General features: G+C 64.5%; 24 protein-coding genes. 7 read left to right on the plus strand and 17 right to left on the minus strand.

Annotated elements, in window-relative coordinates:
* Window position 1: 1 nt before the first annotated feature.
* Complete coding sequence (gene recR / locus CSW57_RS01250) at window positions 2-613, plus strand: recombination mediator RecR (RefSeq protein WP_023956577.1); 612 nt, start codon at window positions 2-4, stop codon at window positions 611-613.
* 5 nt (window positions 614-618) lie between these two features.
* A complete protein-coding gene (locus CSW57_RS01255; RefSeq protein ID WP_099381120.1) occupies window positions 619-1,176 on the plus strand; it encodes a uridine kinase family protein in 558 nt (185 codons plus the stop codon).
* 4 nt (window positions 1,177-1,180) lie between these two features.
* On the opposite strand, the gene CSW57_RS01260 is transcribed toward CSW57_RS01255, so the two are convergent.
* The 8 genes from CSW57_RS01260 to CSW57_RS01295 all read right to left on the minus strand — a co-directional run bounded on the left by CSW57_RS01260 (window position 1,181) and on the right by CSW57_RS01295 (window position 7,796).
* The gene (locus CSW57_RS01260) at window positions 1,181-1,870 is read right to left on the minus strand and encodes a phosphoribosyltransferase (RefSeq protein ID WP_099381121.1); all 690 of its coding nucleotides are present in this window, start codon (window positions 1,868-1,870) and stop codon (window positions 1,181-1,183) included.
* A 63-nt stretch (window positions 1,871-1,933) separates the two neighbouring features.
* On the minus strand, window positions 1,934-2,476 hold the full coding sequence (locus tag CSW57_RS01265) for a hypothetical protein (RefSeq protein ID WP_099381122.1): 543 nt from the start codon (window positions 2,474-2,476) through the stop codon (window positions 1,934-1,936).
* Window positions 2,476-3,033, minus strand: coding sequence for a hypothetical protein (locus CSW57_RS01270; protein ID WP_143696447.1), 558 nt, complete (start codon window positions 3,031-3,033; stop codon window positions 2,476-2,478). The genes CSW57_RS01265 and CSW57_RS01270 overlap by 1 nt, the downstream gene beginning before the upstream one ends.
* A 22-nt stretch (window positions 3,034-3,055) precedes the next feature.
* Window positions 3,056-3,781, minus strand: coding sequence for a type 1 glutamine amidotransferase (locus CSW57_RS01275; protein WP_099381124.1), 726 nt, complete (start codon window positions 3,779-3,781; stop codon window positions 3,056-3,058).
* Window positions 3,781-5,052 carry a Mur ligase family protein gene (locus tag CSW57_RS01280; protein WP_099381125.1) on the minus strand — a complete coding sequence of 424 codons (1,272 nt, stop codon included), beginning with the start codon at window positions 5,050-5,052 and terminating at the stop codon, window positions 3,781-3,783. The genes CSW57_RS01275 and CSW57_RS01280 overlap by 1 nt, the downstream gene beginning before the upstream one ends.
* Before the next feature lie 47 nt (window positions 5,053-5,099).
* Complete coding sequence (locus tag CSW57_RS01285; RefSeq protein ID WP_099381126.1) at window positions 5,100-6,038, minus strand: EamA family transporter; 939 nt, start codon at window positions 6,036-6,038, stop codon at window positions 5,100-5,102.
* 70 nt (window positions 6,039-6,108) lie between these two features.
* Window positions 6,109-7,347, minus strand: a complete 1,239-nt coding sequence (locus tag CSW57_RS01290; protein WP_223248978.1) for a glycosyl hydrolase — start codon at window positions 7,345-7,347, stop codon at window positions 6,109-6,111.
* Entirely contained in the window at window positions 7,344-7,796 is a 453-nt protein-coding gene (locus CSW57_RS01295; protein WP_099381127.1) for an ATP-binding protein, read from the minus strand. Before CSW57_RS01295 ends, CSW57_RS01290 begins: the two co-directional genes overlap by 4 nt.
* Window positions 7,797-8,049: 253 nt before the next feature.
* Here CSW57_RS01295 and CSW57_RS01300 point away from each other — a divergent pair, with 253 nt between their 5' ends.
* Complete coding sequence (locus CSW57_RS01300) at window positions 8,050-9,159, plus strand: GGDEF domain-containing protein (protein WP_099381128.1); 1,110 nt, start codon at window positions 8,050-8,052, stop codon at window positions 9,157-9,159.
* Window positions 9,160-9,168: 9 nt separating this feature from the next.
* Here the strand turns inward: CSW57_RS01300 and CSW57_RS01305 are convergent, their stop codons facing one another.
* The 5 genes from CSW57_RS01305 to CSW57_RS01325 form a co-directional block, all read right to left on the minus strand.
* On the minus strand, window positions 9,169-10,092 hold the full coding sequence (locus CSW57_RS01305) for an NAD-dependent epimerase/dehydratase family protein (protein ID WP_099381129.1): 924 nt from the start codon (window positions 10,090-10,092) through the stop codon (window positions 9,169-9,171).
* Between the two features lie 103 nt (window positions 10,093-10,195).
* On the minus strand, window positions 10,196-10,402 hold the full coding sequence (locus tag CSW57_RS01310; RefSeq protein ID WP_023956557.1) for a helix-turn-helix domain-containing protein: 207 nt from the start codon (window positions 10,400-10,402) through the stop codon (window positions 10,196-10,198).
* The gene (locus CSW57_RS01315; protein ID WP_099381130.1) at window positions 10,402-10,881 is read right to left on the minus strand and encodes a DUF2975 domain-containing protein; all 480 of its coding nucleotides are present in this window, start codon (window positions 10,879-10,881) and stop codon (window positions 10,402-10,404) included. Before CSW57_RS01315 ends, CSW57_RS01310 begins: the two co-directional genes overlap by 1 nt.
* A 93-nt stretch (window positions 10,882-10,974) precedes the next feature.
* Window positions 10,975-11,268, minus strand: coding sequence for a hypothetical protein (locus CSW57_RS01320; protein ID WP_099381131.1), 294 nt, complete (start codon window positions 11,266-11,268; stop codon window positions 10,975-10,977).
* 71 nt (window positions 11,269-11,339) lie between these two features.
* On the minus strand, window positions 11,340-11,999 hold the full coding sequence (locus CSW57_RS01325) for a TetR/AcrR family transcriptional regulator (RefSeq protein ID WP_223248979.1): 660 nt from the start codon (window positions 11,997-11,999) through the stop codon (window positions 11,340-11,342).
* Window positions 12,000-12,150: 151 nt separating this feature from the next.
* Between CSW57_RS01325 and CSW57_RS01330 the strand changes: the two genes are divergently transcribed.
* Together CSW57_RS01330 and CSW57_RS01335 are read left to right on the plus strand one after the other, a co-directional pair.
* Entirely contained in the window at window positions 12,151-13,398 is a 1,248-nt protein-coding gene (locus CSW57_RS01330; RefSeq protein ID WP_370623869.1) for an oxygenase MpaB family protein, read from the plus strand.
* 44 nt (window positions 13,399-13,442) lie between these two features.
* Window positions 13,443-13,859 (plus strand): globin domain-containing protein, encoded by a 417-nt coding sequence (locus CSW57_RS01335; RefSeq protein WP_099381957.1) that lies wholly within the window; start codon window positions 13,443-13,445, stop codon window positions 13,857-13,859.
* A 30-nt stretch (window positions 13,860-13,889) separates the two neighbouring features.
* Here CSW57_RS01335 and CSW57_RS01340 read toward each other — a convergent pair whose 3' ends face one another.
* Both CSW57_RS01340 and CSW57_RS01345 read right to left on the minus strand, forming a co-directional pair.
* Window positions 13,890-14,483: a class I SAM-dependent methyltransferase gene (locus CSW57_RS01340; protein WP_099381132.1), complete on the minus strand. Its 594-nt coding sequence runs from the start codon at window positions 14,481-14,483 to the stop codon at window positions 13,890-13,892.
* Window positions 14,484-14,539: 56 nt separating this feature from the next.
* Window positions 14,540-15,175: a TetR/AcrR family transcriptional regulator gene (locus tag CSW57_RS01345; protein WP_099381133.1), complete on the minus strand. Its 636-nt coding sequence runs from the start codon at window positions 15,173-15,175 to the stop codon at window positions 14,540-14,542.
* A gap of 101 nt (window positions 15,176-15,276) precedes the next feature.
* Between CSW57_RS01345 and CSW57_RS01350 the strand changes: the two genes are divergently transcribed.
* Both CSW57_RS01350 and CSW57_RS01355 read left to right on the plus strand, forming a co-directional pair.
* The gene (locus tag CSW57_RS01350) at window positions 15,277-16,656 is read left to right on the plus strand and encodes a cytochrome P450 (RefSeq protein WP_099381134.1); all 1,380 of its coding nucleotides are present in this window, start codon (window positions 15,277-15,279) and stop codon (window positions 16,654-16,656) included.
* 9 nt (window positions 16,657-16,665) lie between these two features.
* Window positions 16,666-17,559 carry a LysR family transcriptional regulator gene (locus CSW57_RS01355; protein WP_099381135.1) on the plus strand — a complete coding sequence of 298 codons (894 nt, stop codon included), beginning with the start codon at window positions 16,666-16,668 and terminating at the stop codon, window positions 17,557-17,559.
* 25 nt (window positions 17,560-17,584) lie between these two features.
* On the opposite strand, the gene CSW57_RS01360 is transcribed toward CSW57_RS01355, so the two are convergent.
* Both CSW57_RS01360 and leuA read right to left on the minus strand, forming a co-directional pair.
* A complete protein-coding gene (locus CSW57_RS01360) occupies window positions 17,585-18,001 on the minus strand; it encodes an acyl-CoA thioesterase (protein WP_099381136.1) in 417 nt (138 codons plus the stop codon).
* Complete coding sequence (gene leuA, locus CSW57_RS01365) at window positions 17,989-19,845, minus strand: 2-isopropylmalate synthase (protein ID WP_099381137.1); 1,857 nt, start codon at window positions 19,843-19,845, stop codon at window positions 17,989-17,991. Before leuA ends, CSW57_RS01360 begins: the two co-directional genes overlap by 13 nt.
* Between the last annotated feature and the right edge of the window lie 146 nt (window positions 19,846-19,991).

Below are 19,991 nucleotides of genomic sequence, written 5' to 3' on the forward strand. Positions count from 1 at the left end.
CGTGTATGAAGGACCGATCCAGGATCTGATCGACGAGCTGGCGAAGCTGCCAGGGCTCGGTCCCAAAGGTGCCCAGAGGATCGCGTTCCATCTGCTGGCCGTTCCGGCAGGCGACATCGACCGGCTGACCGCCGCCCTGGTGCACGTCCGCGACGACGTGGTCTTCTGCGAGGTCTGCGGCAATGTCTCGGCGCAGGTGCGTTGCCGGATCTGCCGTGATGCGCGGCGTGATGCCAGCAAGATATGTGTGGTCGAAGAGCCCAAGGACGTGCAGGCCATCGAGCGGACCAAGGAGTTCACCGGCCGCTATCACGTTCTGGGTGGGGCCCTGGACCCGCTCGGCGGGGTCGGCCCAGACCAACTGCGGATCCGAGAGTTGTTGCGCCGCTTGGGCAACCAGGAAGACGGTGTGGACGTCAGCGAGGTGATCGTCGCCACCGACCCCAACACGGAGGGCGAGGCGACGGCGACCTACCTGCAACGGATGCTGCGGGACTTCCCCGGTCTGTCGGTGACCCGGCTGGCGTCGGGTCTGCCGATGGGCGGCGACCTCGAGTTCGCCGACGAATTGACGCTCGGCCGGGCACTGTCCGGTCGCAGAATCCTGACGTAGCTCTCATGGTCGACGACGCGTGGATCGAACATTTCGCCCGGCAACTCAGGTCGGGCATCGTGGCCATCGACGGCCCGTCCGGCGCGGGCAAGTCGACGTTCGCGGACCGATTGATGGCCGTGCTCCACGATGTCGGTACCCCCGCTGTGCTGGTGCGTACCGACGACTTCGCGACATGGGACGACCCGGTCGGTTGGTGGCCCGAGCTCGACGAAGAGGTGATCCGGTCGTACTGGCGTGGACACGATTTCCGCTACCACCCGCGTGTGTGGCGGGACGGCCGTCCCGAACACGGTCCTCGCGTCTGGGTGAGATGGGAGCCGTTGCTGGTGATCGAGGGTGTGTCCAGTGCTCGTGCGCCGGTTCGCAGGCAGCTCGCCAGGGCGCTGTGGCTCGATGGCGGCGACGAATCGGAACGTTTGGAACGGGCGGTTGCCCGCGACGGTGAGGACGAACGCCGGCACCTGATCCGTTGGCAGAACTTCGAGCGCGGCTGGTTCGCCGTCGACCGCACCCGCGAGCACTGTGAAGTGGTGCCCGAGTTCGCGCCGGATGGGGTCTGACCCGTCAGTCTCGTTCGGTTGTCGGGGTGCGTAGCAGTTCCTGCACCTCGTCGTCGGACACCTGCGTGAAGTCGCGGTATGACCGCCCGACCGCCGTGAAGTCGTCAGGTAGTGCGCCGCAGACGATTTCGTCTGCAGCCCCGGTCAGTAGCGAACAGGTCGACTCCGGTGCGGTACCGGCGGCGACGATCACCTGTGCGGGCCGGCGGCTGCGCACCGCGTCGACCGCCACACGCATGCTGGCCCCCGTCGCCAATCCGTCGTCGACGAGGATGACAACCTTGCCGGTCACCTCGGCGGGTGGGCGCCCTTCCCGGTACACCTTCTCGCGCCGCATCAGCTCCCGGGTCTCGGCCTCGAGGACGCGCTGGACCTCGTCGCGACCGATGCCGAATTCCCGGATCATCCGATGATTGAGCACCGGATCACCGCCCGAGGCCACCGCACCCATCGCGAGCTCCTCGCGCCCGGGTACCCCCAGTTTTCGGACCACCATCGCATCGAGTGGGGCATTGAGCGCATAGGCGATCTCCCAGGCGACCGGCACGCCCCCGCGCGCGAGTCCCAGCACGAGAACGTCCTGGCGGTCGGCGAGTTCCAGCTCGCCGTATTTGAGCTGGTCGCCGAGAGCTCGGCCTGCCGCACGCCGGTCCGGGAACTCCCGGGTCTCTTCGCGGCTTCGTCGCAGTCGCATCTGCCTGTCCACCTGTTCCGTCCACGCTAGGTCTCGGCCGGCATCTCCGTCGGCGCGGCGTTGCTAAAAGAACTGGGCGGTGGTGATGCACGGCCGGCCGGCTTCGTCGGCCACCTGATACACCGCCCGCGTCTTCTCCGAGATGTCACCTTGCTCCCACGAGAATGCCACGATCACCTCGACTTGGGCAGAGGGCGCAGGGCGCGGCACCACCGCCATCGAATCGATGGTCAAGGTGCTCGACGAATTACGCGTCTTGAGCTGGTCGGTGGACGTGATCAGGTCGGGCAACGTCTTCTTGGCGAACTCGCCACAGCTGTTCGCCTTGAACACCGCAACCTGCTCGTCCGCGGTCGCCGGGCCGACGTCGTACATGCTGCGCGTCACCGCGGTCGCGACGTCGCGGGCCTGCTGATCGGTGATCGTCGGGCCGGCCGGCGTCGTCGGTGACCGTGTCTCGCCGTCACCGTTGTCGGGGGCGGTGAGTGTCGCGACGACGGCGGTGAGTGCGACGAGCACGATCAGCACGCCGCCGAGGAGCAGTAGCAGTCGGAGGCGGCGGTGGGAATCGGGCGGACGGGTCGGGCGCACATGTAGGTCCGTCATCACAACACCTTCATCATGTTGACGCACAGGGGGATTGCGGAACGGCTCACGGTGAACTCGATGGCAGCGGGTTCGATGGGGGCCGGTTCGGCGTTGTCCTGACTCGCGGACACCTCGAAGACGGCGAGCACGGTCACCGACTCTGCGTCTTGCCGGGCGATGCCGTAGTGCGCGTTGCTGGTCACCAGGCTGCGGCCGGTGGTGGTGACCGTCTGCAGCAGCGAATCGGCGGTGTCATTCCACTCTTGAAGGGCCGTTCCACAGAGCAGGGCCTGCGCGGACTTCATCGTCGATCTGATGGTGTCGGGGGTGAAGTTGTAGATCGATTCCGTGGTAGCACGCACTGTGTCGAGGATGGTGTCCTCGTTCGACACGGTGGTAGACACGGTAGGAGCGCTGGTGGACGAATCATCTTCGCCCACAACCGACCACGTGATCATCCACGTTGCGGTGACCACCACGGCGACCACCACCAGGGCGACGGCGAACAACGCGGGGGCGGCGCGGCGTTGGCCGCCCGGATGTGGTGACGTGGGCGTCGGTCGAGGAGATGTCATCGGTGCCGGGGTCTGGAGTCGTTCACCCTCGACGGCCCGCGGCAAGGCGTTCACGGCGCAGCAGATCGACCTCTGCCAACGGCAGCGGATCGAGTTGTTCGACGCCCAGTGCGCGGGCGAGCAGCACGTCGGCCAGCTCGGGGTTGCGGGCCAGGGCAGGGCCGTGCATGTAGGTTCCGATCACCGAACCCTGCACCACGCCTTCCACCTTCTCGCCCGCGCCGTTGCCGACGCCGTGCTTCACCTTGCCCAGCGCATGGGCATCCGGCCCGAGAGTGGTTCCACCGCGATGGTTTTCGAACCCCGTCAGTGGGGTGGTGAGCCCGGAGGCCGGTGACGGTTCGGTGATCAGCTCGCCGATGCTGCGTTTGTCCTGCGGTGTGGTGGTCACGTCGAGCATCGAGATCCCCTCGACGCGTTCACCGGAAGATGTCTCGTACCAGTGCCCGAGTACCTGGATGGCGGCACAGATGGCGAGAACGGGCCGGCCTGCTTCTGCCGCACGTTGCAGGCCCGGGTATTTGGTCAGGTGTCGCGTGGCCAGCCGTTGTGCGTAGTCCTCGGCGCCGCCGAGGGTATACACGTCGAGCGATTCGGGCACGGGATCGGTGAGGTTGATCTGGACGATCTCCGCCTCGATGCCTCGCATGCGTGCGCGCTGGCGCAACACGAGGGCGTTTCCACCGTCGCCGTAGGTGCCCATCACATCGGGGAGTACCAGCCCGATGCGCAATGTGGAGTCGGACATCAGCGAATTCCCTTCTGCGCGCGCGCCAATGCGTTGTTGAGGTCGCGAAAAGCGGTGTAGTTGGCGAGTACCTCCACCCGGCCGGGCGGGCAGGACTCGATGGCGGCCATCGGATCACCGATGGTGGTGTGCTCGGCGCCCGCATAGATCAACCGGACACCGAGGTCGGTGGCGCGTTCGCCGGAAGCGACCACCTGCATGTTCTCGAATGCTTCGAAACGGACGTCCCACAACCACGAGAGGTCCTCGCCGTCCGGCACCTGACCGTTGACGGCGATGACCAGGCCATCGGCGTCCTGGTCGATCATCGCCATCGCTTCCTGCCATCCCGCAGGGTTTTTCGCCAGCAGCATGCGGACGCGATGTTGGCCGATCTGTTGTACCGAGTATCGGCCCGCGACCTCGCCGACGGTGCCGACCGCGGCAATGGCTTTCGCGGGGTCGGCGCCCAATGCCACTGCCGCGGCAACGGCCTGCGCCGCGTTGCCGCGGTTGGCGTTGCCGGGCACTGCCAGCGTCATCGGGTGCTCGAAACCGTCTGGTCCGTAAAGGTTCTCGTCATCGAACCACCAGTCGGGGGCCGGCCGCTCGAAATCGGTTCCGGTGGAATACCAGCGGGAACCGTCACGCAGAATCGGCTCACCCGAACGGGGACAGCTCACCGAGTCGCCGGCCCATCCCGCGCCTGCAGCGACCCACACCACCTTCGGGGCGTCGTAGGCGGCGGAGGTCACCAGCACGTCATCGCAGTTGGCGATCACGGTGGTCTCCGGGTGCCGTGCGATCCCGTCACGCAGCCGGCGCTCGATCATGTTGATCTCGCCGACCCGATCGAGCTGGTCTCGTGAGAGGTTCAGCAAGATCAGCGCTTCGGGGTTCACGGCGTCGCTCACGTGGGGGACGTGCAGTTCGTCGACTTCCAAGGCAGCCCACTCGGCGGGCCGGTTCAGCGACAGGGCGGCGACGATGCCTGCATCCATGTTGGCGCCGTCGGCCTGCGAAGCCACCTCGCCGAGATCGGCCAGAGCTGCCGCAGTCATACGGGTGGTGGTCGATTTTCCGTTCGTTCCGGTGACGACCACCGATCGTTTCCCTCGCGCGAGCGCAGCCATCAGGGTGGGGTCGATCTTGAGCGCCACCAGGCCGCCGATCATCGAGCCCTTCCCCCGACCGGTTTTCTGCGACGCCCATCGCGCCGTGGCGGCGGCTCGCAGGGCGAGTCGTGCCCGCATCGGCAAGCCTGTGGAACTCTTTCGGTCCTCGTCACGCATGGCTGCGAGTTTGTCATATGCCGCCCGGCGCCCGCCGTATGTGCAAGTCAGGGGACCGCCATCGGTTCGTCGGTTGACGAGGGTTCGAGAGTCTTCGCTTTGGCGGGTTTCGACTTGGCGCCGGTCACTCCCGCGAAGCAGCCGATGATCACGACTGCCCCGCCGACCAGCTCCCAGACCGTCGGTGTCTCCCCGAGAATCGCCCAGGCCGCGCTGATGCCGACTATCGGGACGAGCAACGAGAACGGTGCGACCTTGGATGCCGGATGCCGTGTCATCAGGTACGCCCACAGCCCTGCACCACCGATGGTGCCGAGAACCACGATGTAGGCCAGGCCACCGAGGGCCACGAGGCCTGTATGCGTTCCCACTGTGGCGATCGACTCGAAACCGGCGGACGGTCCCTCGACAGCCAAGCTGAGGGCGTAGAGCGGGATCGGTGGGATCACGGACATCCACAACGCCATGTAGAGGGCGTTGCGGGGGTGGGCAAGCCGTGACCCGATGTTGCCGAAGGCCCAGCCGAGCCCGGCGAGGAGTGTGAGCAGGACCGGGATCAATCCCGCTGAGGCCCCGTGTGCGGCGCGGTCCACGCCGATGACCACCATGCCGCCGACGGCCACGGTGATCCCTACCGTTTGTCGCAGCGACATCTTCTCGCCGAGCAGCAGAACACACAAGATGACCGTGAACGGGGCCGACGACTGCAGCACCAGGGACGCCAACCCGGTCGGCATGCCCTGGTCCATCGCGAGGAACAGAAAAGCGAATTGCAGCGTGCCGAAACCGAATCCGTAGAGCAGGAACCAGCGCAGGGGAACATCGGGTCGCGGGACGAACAGGATCACCGGAATGGCCATCACGGCAAAACGCAACGCCGCGAAGAACAGTGGCGGGAAATGTTCGAGCCCGGCGTGGATCGCGAGGAAGTTCAGGCCCCAGAACACCACGACGGTCAGTGCCAGCAGGCGATCGCGGAGTGTCATGGGGACAATTCTCGGGGCAAGGGAAGGTTCAGTTCAATCGAATAAAACTGTATTGGTTGTGTAGCTGAACTTAACCATTGGTGGCGATCGCTCCACACGGTTCGTCCGGCCCGAATGCCAGCCAATCGGGAAGCGCCGCGGTGAACTCCGCGCGGATGGCCGGATCGGCCATCGTCCGCCAGTCGACCTGCGTGTCCGCCTCGGGTTCGTACCTGTCCCATTCGACCCAGTTGACCATCTTCAACAGGGGGAATTCGTCGGGCATCGTGGGCGCGAAAATCTGGGTCCACCACGACTTCTTGATCGCGAGGGCGCCGGGACCTTCGGGCTCGCCGGGATTGAACAGAGCTGCGGTCTCCGGGATCGCCACCGGCTTGTTCCGTTGGGTACCGTATTCGTCGTAGAAGTCGGGCAACACGGTGTCGTCGCCATTCGCCCCGACGTAGCTCCCTGTCAGTTGCTGTGCGAACTTGTTCGGTTCGGCGAGTTCGTTCTCGCTCCAGGGAAAGCGGTTGCCCCAGTGATAGAGCGACATCCCGACCCAATCAACCGATTCATCGCCGGGGTAGAAGGCGGCGTAGGGGTCGTCTTCTCTCGTCAGCTGTCCGTTGCGATCACTGTCCAGGTCTGTGAACTCGGCTGTGCCGGGCGCCGGCGAGTATTCACCGTCAGCGAAGGGATATCCACCGGCATAACTGGGAGCCCACATCATCGCCGACCCGGGAGCGGCGGCGTGCACGGCTGCAGCGACGCGAGCGAAGGTCTCTTTGTAGAGCGCCGGTTGCTGACCCCACGGATACCAGGAACCGTTCATCTCATGGGCGAAGCGGACGACAACCGGGACTCCGGATTCATTGAACTCTGCGAGATCGGCGGCAAAAGCCTCGGCGACCTCAGGGGTGACCGTGCGCAGGCCACCCGACGGCTGCACTGTCAGCAACAAAATTTTTCCGTCTTCGCGGACGGTGTCGACGGTCTGTCTCAGGTCGGCTCGCGCCGCATCGTCGTAGGGGATCTCGGTGAAGAACACCGTCACCGCAGGATGGCTACCGAGGTTTTCCGAGTAGTCCGCGATCGTTGTCTTCTCCCAGTCGAAGCTGGCGCCGTACCAGACCCCCGCGGACGGTGACGCGGATCCCGCAACCGCTGCGGCGCAGTGGGTTGCCTTGTCGTCGGCTTCCGAGTCGGATGTCACGTAGATGTTGCCGACTCCGATGGCCAACGCCACCACTCCCGCCGCGATCGGCGCCCAGAACGTCCTGACGAAATACCCGAACCGGCGACCGAACGTTTTGAGATGAAGCGTCACCCTGCTGACGATAACGAATATGCCCGCACTTGGACCCACTCGAGAGTCAAAGTGGTGCCAGACGCTTCCTTGACGAACACGGGCCGGTCACACAGGGCACGGATGAGTGGAATTCCCCGACCCCGGAAGCGGTTGTGCGCGGGCGGTCGCCATTGTCCTCGATCGGACACGGTCACCGAGAGGTGTGCACTCGACGGGGAGTGGTGTGCCTCGATCGACATGGTCCCCGGGTGCGGGTCTCCGACGTAAGCGTGTTCGGCCGCGTTGGCGAGGGCCTCGTACGCCGCCAGGACGATGGCGTACAGGTGCTCGTCCGAGATCGCAAAGTTCTCGTTGAGCCATCGGCTGAACTCCTGACGCAGGTGACTGGCTCCCGCAGCGGTCGCCGGCACGTCCAGACGGCTGAACGCGGTGTCGTCATATGAGTCTGCTACCGGTTGTAGGGACATGGTCTTTGCCTACCCAGTCGTCGGCGAACTATGCACGGATGCGGCGGAGGGCCCCGAATGAGTGGTCCAGATCACTCATGCAGCCGTCGGGGCCGACGAGTCTGCGATCGGGGAAGGTCCGGCCTACTCGGTTCGGCGTTGATACAGTCAGGTGATTTTTCGGTGGTGCGGGCGCAGCGCGTTGCTACACATCACGGCTGTCGGGGGGCGGCCAGTATGTCGATGCAGTAGTGACCTGGGGGAGTCCATCGCCGTGAATTTTCTTCGTTCGTGGTGGCGGCAGCCGTTCGACTACCAGTGGACGGTCAACTATCACCGCGTCCGTGGAACGCTGGCGGTCAATCGCATATCCGTCGGGCTGTGGTGCTGTTGCTTCAGCGTCGGAGCCTTCTGTGCACTGACGTCGCCTGCCGGTCCCCGGGGTGGCGTCGCGATCGACATCCTCGTCGGCGGACTCGCGGTCGCCTGTGCCGTCATCGGGGTCGTCTGGCTTGCCGGGCGCTGGCCACGCCAGTGGATGACCCGGCTGTTCGTCGTCTACACCGATGTCGGCGTCGCGGTGGTGCTGTTCACCTTCGCCGATCTGTTCATCGCGATGATGGGGTGCTCGCTGTTCTCGGTGACCGGTGCGCACGTGACCGCTTTCCACAGTCCGAAGTGGCTGCTCGGGCACCTGAGTTTCGCAACGGCGGTGACGCTGGCTCTCTACGCGTGCGTGGTGTTGGGCTCGGACGCGGACAAGGGCATCGCCACGGCACTGCTGATGGTGCTGCTGCCGGTCCTGCTGGCAGCGCCGATCGTCATGCAGTCGGGCCTGCTGGATCTGCGCGAGGACGCCAATGACGCATTTCGGGACCACCTGACCCAGCTACGTAATCGTCGTGGACTCGAAGCGGGGTTTCATCAGCTCCAGTACAGCGGGATCCCGGTGGGGTTGGCGGTGCTGATGCTCGACATCGACGGCTTCAAACAGATCAACGACCAGCACGGACACAGTGGTGGAGACGCGGTACTCGAAGTTGTCGCAACCCGGCTGGTGGAAGTCGCCGGTACTCACGCGCTGATCGCCCGAGTGGGCGGCGAGGAGTTCGCGATCACGCTCGTCGGCACCCCTGAGCAGGCGGTCGCATTGGCGCATCGGGTGCGTTCGACGCTGCACAACACGGACGATCGACATCCGATCACGGTGAGCGTCGGGGTTGCGGTCGCCACCCATCAGCAGTTGCGGGCGAACAAGCGGCAGCCGAGCACGGCAACCCTGAGGGCGCTGATGAGGTCTGCGGATATTGCCATGTACCAGGCGAAAAAGCTTGGTGGAAATGGTGTTTCGGTTGATTCCGATCTCGATGACGTGACGTGCTGATCACCGGGATCAGTGTGAATCGGCCAGTAGGTCGCGCGCCATCTGGTGGTATCCCTCGCGAACGCTCGGGTAACGGGGTTGCCAGTGCGCCGCATCCCGGAAGCGTGCGTTGGTCACGCGGAGCGACCGGGTCATCGACGTCATGCGATCCCCCAGGAGTAGACCGAGACGGCCGGGGCCTTTGATCCAGGCAGCGGCGCCCATTGCGTCGGCACACGCCTGCGCGTGTTGGTCTTTGGTGAGAGGCTCGTCGTCCACAACGTTGTAGGTGCCGCCCGGGCAGGCCAGTGCGGCAGCGACGGCATCGCCCGCATCAACGACGTGTATCGACGACATGAAGCTGTCTCGTGGGCCCGGCACAAAGCCGATGTGGCGGCGGGCGAGGGCCGCGATCTGCTCACTGTGAGCCGCGCCGACGCCGTAGAACAGCCCGAAACGCAAAACAATCGAGTGGCCCCCGGCACCAGCGAATCGGGCGGCGTTCGCCTCGGCGGCGTGGTTCCCCTTGGTGATCGGAAAGTGATCGACAGGATGGTTCTCATCTATCCATGCGCGACCTCCGTCGCGATAGAGCATGACCACCGACTCCTGAATCACCCGCGGCACACCGGCATCGAGGCAGGCCTGGACCACCGTTGCCGATCCCTCGGTGCGCACCCGTTCGCATTCACGCCAGGCCGACCGGCGGATGAAGGAGGCGGTCGCCGGTAACGCGGTGGCGAGATTGACCACGGCCTCGTGCCCGGCGATGGCACCGGTCAGTCCTGGCCCGTCGAACAGAGACACCAGCACCGGTCGCGCACCCTGGCTTTCGATGATTCGAGCCTTCTCCGAGCTGCGTGCCATCGCAGTGACGTCGTGCCCGGCCGCGACCAGCGCGGGCACCGCGCGAGTGCCCACGGCGCCCGTTCCCCCGGTTACGAAGACTCGCATGGCTACCTCCTCGCGAACTCGGGTTCGGCTAGCACTGAACATAGTTGACCAACGGTGGAGTTCTCGGGATTTCAGCGGCCGGCTCACTCAAGCTGCGACACCCTCAGTCGTCGATCCATTCCAGCAGATCCCCGGGCTGGCATTCGAGTACTCGGCACATGGCTTCCAGGGTGCTGAATCGAACTGCCTTGGCGCGGCCGTTCTTCAGCACCGCGACATTCGCGGGAGTGAGCCCCACACGCTCCGCGAATTCGCCGACACTCATCTTCCGCTTCGCCAACTCCACGTCGATACGCACGACGATCGACATCAGATCACCGCGTCCATGTCCGACCGCAGCGTGGTGGCCTGGCGCAGCAGTGCGCGCATCACGACCATCAACAGGCCCAAAACGGCCCCGCCCATCAACATCAGGAAGAGGAGAAGCGGCAAGCCTGGATCATTCGCATTGAAACCGACGAAGAGGAACACGCCGAGAAGTGTGAACCAACCGGCGCCGATCGCCCAGACGATTGCTGTGACCCAGACGAGTGAGGCGTGGGTGAAGATGCGGTCGCTGCGCACCAGATTGAGCAACTTCCAGGTGCAGACGATGACCACCTGGGCGCAGAACACCCAGAACACGGTGACGGCTGTCGCCGGCCAACGCAGGTAGGCCTGATCGGGTGACTCCTCGGCCATGTGTGCGAATTGTCCTGGCAGGGACATGGTTTGGAACAAGACCAGTATTGCGAAGAGCGACACGAGGAAGACTCGCAGTGCGGTGACGACCCAGCGTTCGTTGAACATGCATCGACTATCACGGCAAATCTATCGAATGTCAATAGATTGATTGGAACGACGAACAGAGGGCGACAGTGAGAGCTAAGTGTTCATTCCGAGCTAGGCCCCCTCCACAAACCTCCCGTCGGGATGCTTGCGACCGAACCGCGACACGGCCTTTCCGAACAGTGCGCGCCGACCGGTCTCGGTGACACGAATCCCGAGGGTGTAGACATTCGCTCCCTGTTCACGCCACACGGTTGATTGGACCGTGTAGTGAACGCCGTCCTCGACCACTTCCCGGCTGGTCGTCGATTCGTTGTCGTCCGCCCATGCGAGTTCGGTGTAGTCCACGCGCCGGCCCCATTCGGCCAAGTGGGTGTCTGCGAGCCTGCCGGCCACATGTTTGTCCATGGGCAGCAATACTAGGCGCCGCCGACGAGGCGCGACGTAGTACAAGACCTACAAAAGAGCTGCCGGACAGATTATTTCGGCAATCGACCCACATCGAGCATGGGTACGAGGAATTGCCATGCGATCGCGGCGAGTTGCTCGTCGTCATCGAGGTCGACGACATCGCTGCGGATCGTCAGGAACGACGCGGAGATGCGCACCATCATTTCCGCGATGAGGTCGATGTTCAGCTGTTTGTCGATGTTGCCTGCTTGTTGTTCGCGACGGAGCTGACCCGCCACGAATTCGCGGACCGCCGCGACCATGCGGCCGTCGTCGCCGATCATCGATCCGGCGACCAGGCCGGGTTCGGCGTCGATCAGCCCGCCGATCATCGGATTGCCGCGAATGGCGCGCAGGGAGCTCACGAATCCGAGAACAACTCGCTCGGCCGCGGTCTCAGCGGATCGGATATCGGTGAGGAACCGCTCGAAGTACCGCCGGAACTCTCGAAAGATGACCTGCTCGATCAGAGCGTCCTTGGTGGCGAACCGGCGATAGACCGTGATGCGGGACATGTTGGCCCGCCTTGCGACGTCCTCCATGGACGTGCGTTGGACGCCGGTGCGGCTGAACTGCTCGTAGGCGGCGTCGAGCAATCGGGTGCGGGTGGTGTCGTCGCCGGCGTCGGTCCGTCTGATCGCGTCTTTGTACGCGCGTTCGAGCATCGCTCGGGTGCTCGACGTCGCCATAGACGAAGACGGTACCGGTTCCCGGGACTCAGTTCGTTCGAACAGGTGTGAGTCGCACGAGGAAACTGCACCGCTTGTGACCGGCGACACTTTTGTGCTAACCATGTTACTAAGAAACGCTGATTGTTTCATTGCATCAGCGAATGAATTCATGGTCGGACGGGGAGTGAATAGCGTGGACAACTTCAGTAGGCGCAACGCGTTGAAGGCGGGCGGGGTGTTGGGTGCGGCCGGCGCTGCGGCGGTCATCGTTCCGGCGACCCCGTGGACATGGTCGCCGGCAGGTTCGGTGCCGGGAACCGGTAGCGGGGCCGACCCTCGGGGCGTGTGGGACAACGAGGCCGATCCGGTGGTTGCGTCGTTGATCGACCGCGGCGAGGTGCCGCGCGTGAACGAGTTGTTGAAGCACTGGACCAAGAACGGCCAGGCATTGCCGGCCGGCCTGCCGAACGACCTGCGAGATTTCATCGAGTACGCGCGGCAGATGCCGTCGTGGGCGGATCAGGGCAAGTTGGCCACAGCGGTCGAGTTCAACCAGAAGCGCGGGACCTATCTGGGTGTGCTGTATGGCTTCGCCAGCGGCATGATGAGCACCGTCATCCCCAAAGAGGCGCGGGCGGTGTACTACTCCAAGGGCGGCGCGGACATGAAGGACCGCATCACCAAGACCGCGAAACTCGGGTACGACATCGGTTCGCTCAATGCCTACCAACCTGACGGTGAAATGGTGATCACCTGCGTCAAGACGCGCCTCGCGCACGCAGCGGTTCGGCACCTGCTTCCGCAGTCGCCGCACTGGACAGGGTCTGCGCCAGAAGACATCCCGATCAGTCAGGCCGACATCATGGTCACCTGGCACAGCTTGCCGACCACCGTGATGCGAAACCTGAAGAAGTGGAACGTGCAGATCCCGGCCGCCGAATCGGAGGGCTTCCTGCATTCCTGGCAACTGGCCGCACATCTGCTCGGTGTGCAAGACCAGTACATCCCGGCCTCGTGGGATCAGGCCGACTCGCAGGCCAAACAGGTCCTCGACCCGATCCTGGCGCCCACACCCGAAGGCATCAAACTCGCAGACATCCTCCTGGGTCTCGGGATGAATCTGGATCTGACGTTGCTCAGCCGGCCCATCCTCGGAGCGTTGACCCGATTCATGCTCGGCGACCAGGTGGCCGAGTGGCTGCGAATCCCGCGGGAGCCCGTCTGGACGCCGTTGCTCGAAACCGCCTGGGGTCCGTTCGTGGCCGTGCGTGAAGGGCTTCTCGACGTGGGTGTCCCGGAAGAGGCGTACTGGTTGTTCGACGAGTTCTTGCGCCAGTTCGTCTTGTTCTACACCTCGGAACTCCGCATGCCGATCAATATCGAGATACCGGTCATCAACAACCCGAACTACAAGTGATGCCACGGCGCGCATAATCCGCCGGAGTCTTGGAGAAGGTGAACGTGGACAAGGTGTTGCTCGAGCGGAGCCTCATGCTGGTCGCCGACGACGACGTGGGGCTCACAACCGACTTCTATGATCGATTGTTCGCCGAATACCCCTCGGCACGAGCACTTTTCAGCAGCGACATCCGCCCGCAAGCGCGAATGCTCCAGGACGCGATCGTCGCCGTGCTCGACCACCTCGAGGACTCGACGTGGCTCCGTGCCTCGCTGGGGGCGCTGGGCCAGAGGCACGCATCCTGGGGGGTCACGCCTGAGATGTACAACTGGGTCGCGTCCACGATGATCGCCACCATGGCCGACCGCGGAGGTGCCGAGTGGACGGACGCCATGACGGATGCGTGGTCCGAGGCACTCGGAGCAGTCGCCGGCATGATGCTGGAGGCCTACCCCGTGCGCACGGATGGATTGGGCTGACCGGGAGACGGTAAACCTGATGTCGTAGTCCTACTGCGAGCGAACAGCTTTCAGTACGGTGTCGTGTGTGTGGTGTGAGTTCCCGGGAGGGGCGGTCGTCCGGGGCTGGGTGCGGTCGATCAACACCGTCCACTCGTCGCCGAGGAGCTCGGCGAAGTCGTGTGGGTCGTAGAAGTCCCGCGGGTCGATTCCCTTCCAGTTGTGGCCTTCTCGGATCTCGTGGCCCACGATGAGCAGCGTTCCGCCCGGCGCGACGGCGTGTGCGATCGCGCGGGCGGTCTGGCCGCCGTCGGACCGAGGAACGCTGTGGAGGTATTGCATCGACACGAGGTCATAGGAGGTCGGCGTCGGCGGGTCGGCGAGCGGATCACCACGTACCCAGGTGATGGCGTCCGAGTCGCCCAGTTTCATGGCGCGGTCGATGGCGACCTGCGAGATGTCGACGGCCGTCACCTGCCATCCGCGTTCAGCGAGCCAGCGGGCATCGGCGCCCTCGCCGCATCCGAGGTCGAGCGCCCGTCCGGGCGGCAGGTCCGACACCTCGTCGACGAGGACGGGATTGGGGTTGTTGCTGAAGAGTTGTTCGGCGCTGCTGTAGTGCTCGTCCCAGAATTCTTGGTTCATGCCTCCACAATGGCCGTGCACCCCTGTTTCGACAACTATTCTTGCTGTTTCGGCAACTACGCCGGGTGGTTGTCCGGTCGCGGGCCCAAAAGGGCAATGCAGGCCTCGACCATGGTCTCGGTCATCGAGTCGATCGGCCTGCCGTCCTCGACAGCGACCGCTGTCAATTCTCGTAGACCTCCCAGCAGCAAGGTGGCCATCGACCGCGACACCGTCTCCACACCTGCGGTCCGCATCTGAGGTGTGCTCGTCAACATGACGAGGGTGCGAATCAGTTCTTCCATTGCGTGCCGCTGAACCGGTCGGGCACTGGTTCCCAGGGCGGGGAGCTCGCGAATCCAGCTCAATGTGATGGCCGGATCCATCTCGATCGACTTCACGTATGCGCCGATGGCCTGCCTGATCTGGCTGGCCCACCCGGCGTCCGGATCCACAGCTGCCACGATCTCATCGATCATGGAGGTGTTCGCACGCCGCAGCAGTTCGATGAAGCAGTCTTCTTTGCCAGAGAACTCCTGGTAGAAGGTTCGCCGCGACGTCCGGGCGATGCCGACGATGTCGGCGATGGTGCTGGCCCGGTAGCCACGGACCTCGATCGAGGTGGCCAGCGCGTCGAGCAACCGAACCCGAAAAACTGACCCGCCGGCGTCGGCAGGCTGCACTTGATCGACTGACTGCGGGTTGGTTGCCATCGACCCAACGATACGACCCCTTGTTCTCCCCTGGTACGAAAGCGTACCGTCGCGGTGGTACGGCGTAGTACCGGGCGGCGCCGAGACGGGAGCGTTCGAACATGGGGCCAGCTCATACAGAAACGAAGGACGGTCGTCAGGCGAAGGCGTCGGTACACCTGCCGCCTGGTCCACGACTGCATCGACACGTGCAAGGACTCGCGTTCGTCGCCGCACGTCGGCAGACGATGCAAGTACTCGCCCGGCGCCACGGGCCGGCGTTCACACTGAACATCCCGGTCTTCGGGAACACCGTGGTGGTAGCGGACCCACACCTGGCCAAGCAGTTGTTCACGACGCCCGCCGGAGTGCTGAGCAACGTGCAGCCCAACCTCGGCCGGATCCTCGGCGACCACTCGATGTTCTCGCTCGAAGGTGACGACCATCGCCGCAGACGCAAGCTGCTCACTCCTCCGCTGCACGGCAAGAGCGTGAAGGGCTACGAGCAGATCATCGAGGAAGAGGTCCTGCGCGAGACCGCTACCTGGCCGGAAGATCGCGAGTTCGAGAGTCTGGCTCCGATGATGCGGATAACGCTCAATGCGATTCTTCGTGCGGTGTTCGGCGCCGATGGGGAGCAGCTCGACTCACTACGGCGCATCATTCCGCCGATGGTCGAGTTGGGCTCGCGCCTCGCGACATTGCCAAACACGACGATCAACCTCGGCCGGTTCGACCCCTGGGAACGATTCATGGCTCGCCGTCGTGAATACGACTCGATCATCGAAGACCTGATCTCCACGGTGCGGGGCGACCCCGACTTCGCCGAACGTACCGACATCGTCTCGCTGATGCTGCGAAGTACCTACGACGACGGGTCGCCGATGACAACCACGGAGATCGCCGACGAACTGGCGACGCTGCTCGCCGCGGGCCACGAGACCACCGCCACCACGCTGGCGTGGGCGTTCGAGCGATTGCGCCGCAACCCGGATGTGTTGGCCCGCTTGACCGCTGAGGTCGACGAGGGGGACACCGCGTTCCGGCAGGCGACGATCCTGGAAGTGCAGCGCAGCCGGCCCGTGATCGATCTCGCCGGGCGAACAGTGGTGGCTCCTGTGCTGGAGTTGGGCGAGTGGCGCATCCCGCAGGGGCACACGGTGCTTGTCAGCATCTCTCTGCTGCACGACGACAGTGAGCAGTTCGAGGATCCAGAACGATTTGACCCCAGTCGATTCCTGGATCACAAGCCGTCCGCCGCATGGCTTCCGTTCGGCGGTGGAACCCGCCGGTGCATCGGTGCGGCCTTCGCGAACATGGAAATGGATGTCACCCTGCGGACCGTGCTGGAGAAGTTCGAACTGTTCCCGACGACGAAACCTGCAGAGCGTTGGCACAGTCGCGGCGTCGCATATGCTCCCCGCCGCAAGGGGCAGATCGCTGTTCGTCGCCGCAGCCGAAATGATGTGGCAGACCTGAAGGAACGGCCGCCAACTGTGTAGCGTGACCACATGGACCTGCAGCGACTACGAATCCTGAGGCAGCTCGCAGACCGCGGCACCGTGGGAGCCGTGGCTCAGGCGATGAACATGACACCGTCAGCGGTGTCGCAGCAGTTGAAGATCCTGGGCCGCGAAGCCGGGATCGCCTTGCTCGAACAAGATGGCCGGCGGGTTCGTCTCACGGACGCCGGTCGCGCGTTGGTACTACGTGCCGACGAGGTCATCGCCGCTGTGCAGCGGGCCGAGGCGGAGATGGCGTCGTACCGCGATGACGCAGTCGGCGAAGTGCGCTTGGCGATGTTCCCCTCGGGAGCGGCACTTCTGCTACCGGGTGTCCTCAACCGGATGAGCGATCGTCGGATCCGGGTGATCGCCGGCGACGAAGACGTCAAATACGTTGACGCGCCTGCCTTGCTGGCCGACTTCGACGTCGTCCTGACCCATCGGGACGAGCGAGCGCCGCAGGTTGTCGAGGCGAGGGTGTCGGTGACAACCGTGATGCGTGAGCCCATCGACCTGGTGGTCGGGGGTGGTCATCGTCTGGCCGGCCGCAGCGAGGTGACACTGGCCGAACTCGAGGACGAGGACTGGATCAGCGTCCGCGGCGGGTTCCCGGTTGATGACGTGCTGCTCTCCCTTGCAGCGGCGACCGGGGTGGCGCCGCGAGTCACCCACCGCATCAACGACTTCCGTGTCATCGAGTCGATGGTGGCACGTGATCACGGAGTCGCGCTCATGCCCCGGTTCTCCATCCGGGATCCGGACTGCAGCCGCCTTGTTCTCACCGGGGTGCGCGCCGCGCGGGTATACGAGGCGTTGAGCCGCCCGATGGGTGATCAGCGAGGTGCGGTGAGGCAACTTCTTGCAGCACTTGTCGCCGAGGGGGATTCGGCCGGGGCCTGATCACTCGGCAGAACCGTCTGCCCGCCTACGCAATTGGCGCGCCGGAGGTCAGGACCTGTGCGACGTCATCGGGAATGGCTTGTGGCGTACCGGATTCGTCGGCGTGGACATACACGGTCTCCACGGTGCAGCACTCTCGGTCCGCGACCTTGACGTTGAAGCACATCGTGAAACTGGTACGTCCGACGCGTGGACAGGTCACATAGACGTCGACCACCTCACCCCAGACCGCCGGCGCGGTCCAGGTGAGCGTCGACTTCTTGACGCGCAGCATCTCGCCGAAATCGAGGATTCCCCGTTGCCTGCAGAACTCCGCGCTGGCCTCGTCGCAGTACAGCAGATAGTGCGCGTTGAAGACCACGCCCTGCTGGTCGGCCTCGGCGTAACGCACCGGGGCCGACCAGGTGGGACGAGTTCCCTCGGAACCGACTACGGGGCCCACGTGCGTGGGGCCTGCTCGCCGGAATCGCCGTCCCCGCTGCCGTCGGCCACACGCACTGCCCGGTTCACCGCCGAGACCACCGCGCGCAGCGATGCCGTGGTGATCGACGGTGCTATCCCGCAGCCCCACACCGTTTCACCCCGAACCTGAACCTCAACGTAGGCAGCGGCATTCGCGTCGTCGCCGGCGGTCAGCGCATGCTCGGCGTAGTCGAGCACCTGCACGTCGTACCCGACGGTCGACAGCGCATCGACAAAGGCGGCCAGCGGTCCGTTGCCGGAGCCGGTGATTTCTTTCTCTTTTCCGTCGACCTTCACGGTCGCTGTGATGCGGTCTTCGCCGCCGTCTTCCTCTGCGGCGTCAACGCGCTGGCGGATTCGTTCGAGCGGCTTGAGCGGCTGCAGGTACTCCTGGGCGAAGACGTCCCACATCTCCTTGGGAGAGACCTCACCGCCTTCACCGTCGGTGATCTTCTGGATCTCGCGGCTGAACTCGATCTGCAGACGGCGCGGCAGTGACAGTCCGTGGTCGGCCTTCATGATGTAGGCGACGCCGCCCTTGCCCGACTGGCTGTTGACCCGGATCACGGCCTCGTAGTTGCGGCCGACGTCCTTGGGGTCGATCGGCAGGTACGGAACCTGCCACAGGATGTCGTCGATGTCCGAGTCGGCCTCATCCGCGGAGATCTTCATCTGATCGAGGCCCTTGTTGATGGCGTCCTGATGGCTGCCGGAGAACGCGGTGTACACCAGATCGCCGCCGTACGGATGGCGTTCGTGCACACCGAGTTGGTTGCAGTACTCGACCGTGCGGCGGATCTCGTCGATGTCGGAGAAGTTGATCTGCGGATCGACCCCGCGACTGAACAGGTTCATGCCGAGCGTCACCAGGCAGACGTTGCCGGTTCGCTCGCCGTTGCCGAACAGGCAACCCTCGATGCGGTCGGCGCCGGCCTGGTAGCCGAGTTCGGCAGCGGCGACGGCAGTTCCGCGATCGTTGTGCGGATGCAGGCTCAGGATCACCGAGTCGCGACGGGCGAGGTTGCGGTGCATCCACTCGATCGAGTCGGCATACACGTTGGGGGTGGCCATCTCCACGGTTGCCGGGAGGTTCAGGATGATCGGCTTTTCCGGTGTGGGGTCGATGATCTCGGTGACCGCGTCACACACCTCTTTGGCGTAGGAGAGCTCTGTGCCCGTGTACGACTCCGGGGAGTATTCGTAACGCCAATTGGTGTCGGGGTACTTGACCTCTTCGGCGCGGACCTTGTGAGCAGCGTCGGTGGCGATTTTCTTGATGGCTGCCTTGTCGGCGCGGAAGACCACCCGGCGCTGCAGCACAGACGTCGAATTGTAGAAGTGCACAATCACATTCGCGGCGCCGCGGCACGCATCGAAGGTGCGTTCGATCAGTTCGTTGCGGCATTGCGTCAGGACCTGGATGGTGACGTCCGACGGGATCGCGTCGTCTTCGATGATCTCGCGGACGAAGTCGTAGTCGGTCTGGCTGGCCGAGGGGAACCCCACCTCGATCTCCTTGTAACCCATCCGTACCAGCAGGTCGAACATGCGGCGCTTGCGTGCCGGGCTCATCGGGTCGATGAGAGCCTGATTCCCGTCACGAAGGTCGACGGCGCACCACATGGGGGCGCGGTCGATCACCTTGTCGGGCCAGGTGCGGTCGGGGACCGCGACGTTCTCGACCTCATCGGCGAATGGGCGATACCGGTGGGCGGGCATCGCGGAATTGCGCTGAGGGTTCCACGACGGTTGTCCGGAAGGAATCGGTCCGGCGGGTTCGCTGATCCGGCTGGAACTGGAAGTGAATGCATCGGCGGCAGGCATTGGGGGTCAATCTCCGGGGTTGGGGGAATGAGACCGGCGCGTCAGAAATCCCGCGACGGGAAGCCGGTCTGGATCAGACCCCGCCGCGGCAACCGAGAAGGAGCACGCGCTGCATTTTTGTGACTGTACTCCCGAAGGCGCGGAAG

The organism is Williamsia muralis (assembly GCF_002735905.1).
GTDB classification, from domain to species: Bacteria; Actinomycetota; Actinomycetes; order Mycobacteriales; family Mycobacteriaceae; genus Williamsia; species Williamsia muralis_A.